Origin of the sequence: Nocardioides sp. NPDC057772, assembly GCF_042798075.1 — a bacterium.
In the GTDB taxonomy this organism is placed as follows: Bacteria; Actinomycetota; Actinomycetes; order Propionibacteriales; family Nocardioidaceae; genus Nocardioides.
In genome coordinates this window covers 1-3996 of record NZ_JBHVKN010000306.1, presented here as the reverse complement: position 1 = coordinate 3996, position 3996 = coordinate 1, and the positions used below count along the sequence as shown (strand labels likewise).

General features: G+C 71.2%; 3 protein-coding genes. All 3 read left to right on the top strand.

Translation table 11 applies throughout. From position 1 onward, the window contains the following. Nucleotides 1-127 precede the first annotated feature (127 nt). Genes ACFVJS_RS26745 through ACFVJS_RS26735 form a run of 3 tightly spaced genes read left to right on the top strand, consistent with a single transcriptional unit; the run spans nucleotide 128 to nucleotide 3932 of the window. A complete protein-coding gene (locus ACFVJS_RS26745) occupies nucleotides 128-1633 on the top strand; it encodes an ATP-dependent DNA ligase (RefSeq protein WP_378886592.1) in 1506 nt (501 codons plus the stop codon). A 56-nt stretch (nucleotides 1634-1689) separates the two neighbouring features. Then, nucleotides 1690-3177: a glycerophosphodiester phosphodiesterase gene (locus ACFVJS_RS26740; RefSeq protein ID WP_378886591.1), complete on the top strand. Its 1488-nt coding sequence runs from the start codon at nucleotides 1690-1692 to the stop codon at nucleotides 3175-3177. A gap of 59 nt (nucleotides 3178-3236) precedes the next feature. Further along, a complete protein-coding gene (locus ACFVJS_RS26735) occupies nucleotides 3237-3932 on the top strand; it encodes a TetR/AcrR family transcriptional regulator (RefSeq protein WP_378886590.1) in 696 nt (231 codons plus the stop codon). Nucleotides 3933-3996 lie beyond the last annotated feature (64 nt).

The following is a 3996-nucleotide window of genomic DNA, read 5'->3' as shown; positions in this document are numbered from 1 at the left end:
GGGTGGTCTCGACCCGCTTCGCGGGTTCGCAAGCTCACCCGCTGCGCTCGCTCGACCTCCTCCCGTTTGCCCGGCGCAAGCGCCGGGCAAGGCTCGGATGTCGGTGGGGTGAGGTTCACTAGGAGACATGCTGCTCGCCGACATCGTGTCCACGTCGAACGCCGTCGCCGCGACCCGGTCGCGGAAGGCGAAGGTCGCCGCGCTGGCGGAGTGCCTCGCCGCCTCCTCGCGCAACGAGCTCCCGGTCGTGACCGCCTACCTCTCCGGGACGTTGCTCCAGCGGCGTACGGGGCTGGGCTGGCGCTCGCTCAGCGCGCTCCCCTCCCCCGCCGCCGAGCCGTCGCTGACGGTCGGTGACGTCCACGAGGCGTTCGAGCGGATGTCCCGCGTCACCGGGGCGGGCTCTCAGGTCGAGCGGGCGCGGGAGGCCGACGCGTTGTTCGGCGCGGCGACGGAGGCCGAGCAGGCGTGGTTGCGAGGCGTCGTGACCGGAGAGGTGCGCCAGGGCGCCCTCGACTCGCTCGTCCAGGAGGCGCTGGCGGCCGCCGCCGAGGTGCCGTTGACGGCCGTACGCCGCGCCGCGATGCTCGCCGGATCGACCGTGGTGGTCGCCGGACTCGCGTTCGACGGCGAGGAGGCGCTCGCCGATGTCGGCCTGGTCGTCGGACGGCCGGTGCTGCCGATGCTGGCCTCGTCCGCAGGCTCGGTCGAGGAGGCGATGGCCAAGCTCGGCGAGGCGGTCCTGGTCGACACCAAGCTCGACGGCATCCGCATCCAGGCTCACAAGTCCGGCTCGGAGGTGCGCATCGCGACCCGCACCCTCGAGGACATCACCACGCGGCTGCCCGAGGTGGCGGAGATCGTCGCCTCGTTCCCGGCCGAGACGCTGGTGCTCGATGGCGAGGCGATGACTCTCGGGCCGGACGGGCGGCCGCGACCGTTCCAGGAGACCGCCTCGCGCACCGCGACCCGGTCGGCGCCCGGGGCGGTCGTGGTGCCGTACTTCTTCGACATCCTCCACGTCGACGGCCGCGACCTCATCGACCTCGCGCTCGACCAGCGCCTCACCGAGCTCGATCGGGTCGTCCCCGAGCAGCACCGGCCGCCTCGGCTGGTCACCGTCGACACCGAGGAGGCGGAGCGGTTCGCCACCGACGTGCTCGCTGCCGGGCACGAGGGCGTCGTCGTCAAGGGTGTCGGCCTGCCCTGGGAGGCGGGGCGGCGCGGATCGGGCTGGATCAAGGTCAAGCCCGTCCACACCCTCGATCTGGTCGTCATCGGCATCGAGTGGGGCTCGGGACGCCGCAAGGGCTGGCTCTCCAACATCCACCTCGGCGCCAGGGGTGCCGACGGCGAGTTCGTGATGATCGGCAAGACGTTCAAGGGCATGACCGACCAGATGCTGGCCTGGCAGACGGAGCGGTTCACCGAGCTCGCCGTCGGCGGCACCGACGACTGGCAGGTGAAGGTGCGTCCCGAGCAGGTGGTCGAGATCGCCTTCGACGGCGTCCAGCGATCGACCCGCTATCCGGGCGGGGTCGCGCTGCGCTTCGCCCGCGTGGTGCGCTACCGAGATGACAAGACACCGGCCGAGGCGGACACGATCGAAACCGTCAGGACGTATCTACGGTGACCTGATCTGGATACCGGGTGTAGGTGGCTCCGACCGAACCTCTGACCTCACTCCGCGTGCCCCCACACGCCCGCGCTGTCGCCCTGCTCGCGACGCTGACGTCGATCCTCTGGCCGGCCGCCGTCAACCCGGCGCCGGCCTCCACCCGCGTCGTCTCGTCCGTCGTTTCGTCCGTCGACTCGTCCGTCGACTCGGTCGAGGCACCCACCTACGGCGTCCCACGGCCGATCCTGGGTGAGTCGTTCACGCTGACCGGCTCGATCGGCTCCGGGATCAGCCGGGAGGTGCGGCTGCAGCGCTACCGGGAGGGCGCCTGGCGACCGGTGCAGACCCAGACCGTCGCGGAGTCGGGCCGCTACTCCTTCGTCGTCGCGCAGTCGTCCTGGAGGATGCGCTGGCGGGTCCTCGCTCCCGGCTTCGAGCGTGACGGGCAGACCTGGGCGGAGCGCGTCACCGAGCCGCGTACGCTCTTCGGGCAGCCGCAGGCCGTCACCACCAGCATGGCGAGGTCGGTACGTGCCGGCAGGGCGGTGCGGCTCACTCTCTTCGCCGCTCCCGCCCGTCCCGGCCGGGTGCTCACCCTCCAGCGCGACAGCGGCGACGGCTGGAGGAAGGTCGCGGACCTCCGTGCCGACGCCACCGGCCATGCCTCGTACGTCTTCAGGACCCGGGACGTGGCGAAGACGCGGTTCCGCACGATCGCCCGGGAGCACCGAGGCGCGCCGCAGTTCACGGGGCGTACGTCGGCCGTCTACGCCCTCGGGACCAGACCGGTCGGCGTCGTTGCCTGGCGTGGCGACTCGTTCAACCACCCGGAGAACACCCTGGACGCGTTCCGCAGCGCGGTGCGCCAGCGGGCCGACTTCATCGAGATGGACTTCCAGCCGACCTCCGACGGGGAGTGGGTGTTGCTGCACGACGGCGACTTCCGGCGTACCACCGACGTCGAGACCCGCTTCCCCGAGCGCCGGAGCGCTGGTCCGCGGGAGTTCACCCTTGCCGAGGTGCAGTCGCTCGACGCCGGCTCGTGGATGGGGCCGCGGTTCCGTGGTGTCCGGGTGCCGACGATCGAGGAGACCTTCGACGCCATCGACGCCGCCGAACGGCTCTACGGCCATCGGGTGCGGCTCGTGGTCGAGCTCAAGGGCGAGAGCGCGGCCGAGATGCGCGCCCTCTACCGCAAGGTCGTCTCGCTGCGCGCGGACTGGGTCTCCCGGAAGAGCCACGACGACAAGGCGATCTTCATGAGCTTCGAGGCGAGCCACTTCGACTTCCCGGGCGCCGAGCGGACGGGCATGGAGACGGTCGCGGTCAAGGACGAGCCGGACCCCGCCGACCTCCATGAGGCGGACTTCACGCAGGTGCACATCCACACGCGGCTGCTCGACGTCGCCCTGGTGGACCGCTACCGCCGCCAGGGCGCCGAGGTCGGCACCTGGCCGGCGGTCGGCACGGCGTCCGTGCTCCGCGCGGCGGTCGCGGGCGTCGATTACGTCACCACCGACGACGTCGCCGACGCTCGGAAAGCACTGCTCCAGGAGTGAGTCGGGGACGCGCGCACTCACAGTGCAACTCCAAGTTTTACACCGCGTACAGTGTGTATGTGAGCACCCGACCAACCACCTCCGGATCCGTGCCGGACGGCCGCCGCTCCGCCGCCGCGGCCCGGCGCCGAGCCCGCGAGGCCGACATCGTCGCAGCCACCCGCAAGCTCTTCGACGAGCGCGGCGTGAGCGACGCCCAGATCGAGGACATCGCCAAGGCGGTCGGCATCAACCGCGCGATCGTCTATCGCCACTTCACCGGCAAGGAGGAGATCTTCGCGCTGACGCTGGTCGGCTACCTCGACGAGCTCCGCGAGCGGATGCTGATCGCCACCGAGGGCGACAGCTCGCCCACGGACGTCGTGCGCGACGTCGTCGGCACCTTCGTCGACTACGGGATCGAGCACCCCGCCTTCGTCGACTGCGCCCAGACGCTGATGCGCCGCAGCGGCTCCGACCTGCTCGACGAGCTCTCCGAGAGCGCCCTGTTCCGCCTCGGCCGGGCGATGAACGGCTGCCTCACCATCCTCACCACCGTCTTCGAGGACGGCGCCGCCACCGGCGAGCTCCACGTCAAGGACGCCAACCTGCTGGCCAACACCCTCTACGCCTCCGGCCTGGGCGCTCTCCAGCTCGCCCGCGTCGGCATCCTGGTCTCCGAGTCCGCCCCCGGCGTACCCACCGTCGGCTCCGTCTCCCCCGACCAGGTCCGCGACTTCCTGGTCACCGCAGCCCTGGCCCTCACCGCCAAGTAGCCCCCGCCGAGCCCTCACTTCTGGCGGGCCGAGAATGCAGTTGTGGGCGACGAAACTCGAGTTT

Bases quoted from the DNA above. Each gene is read 5' to 3' on its own strand.
- ACFVJS_RS26745 (WP_378886592.1), top strand. From the start codon at position 128: ATGCTGCTCGCCGACATCGTGTCCACGTCGAACGCCGTCGCCGCGACC.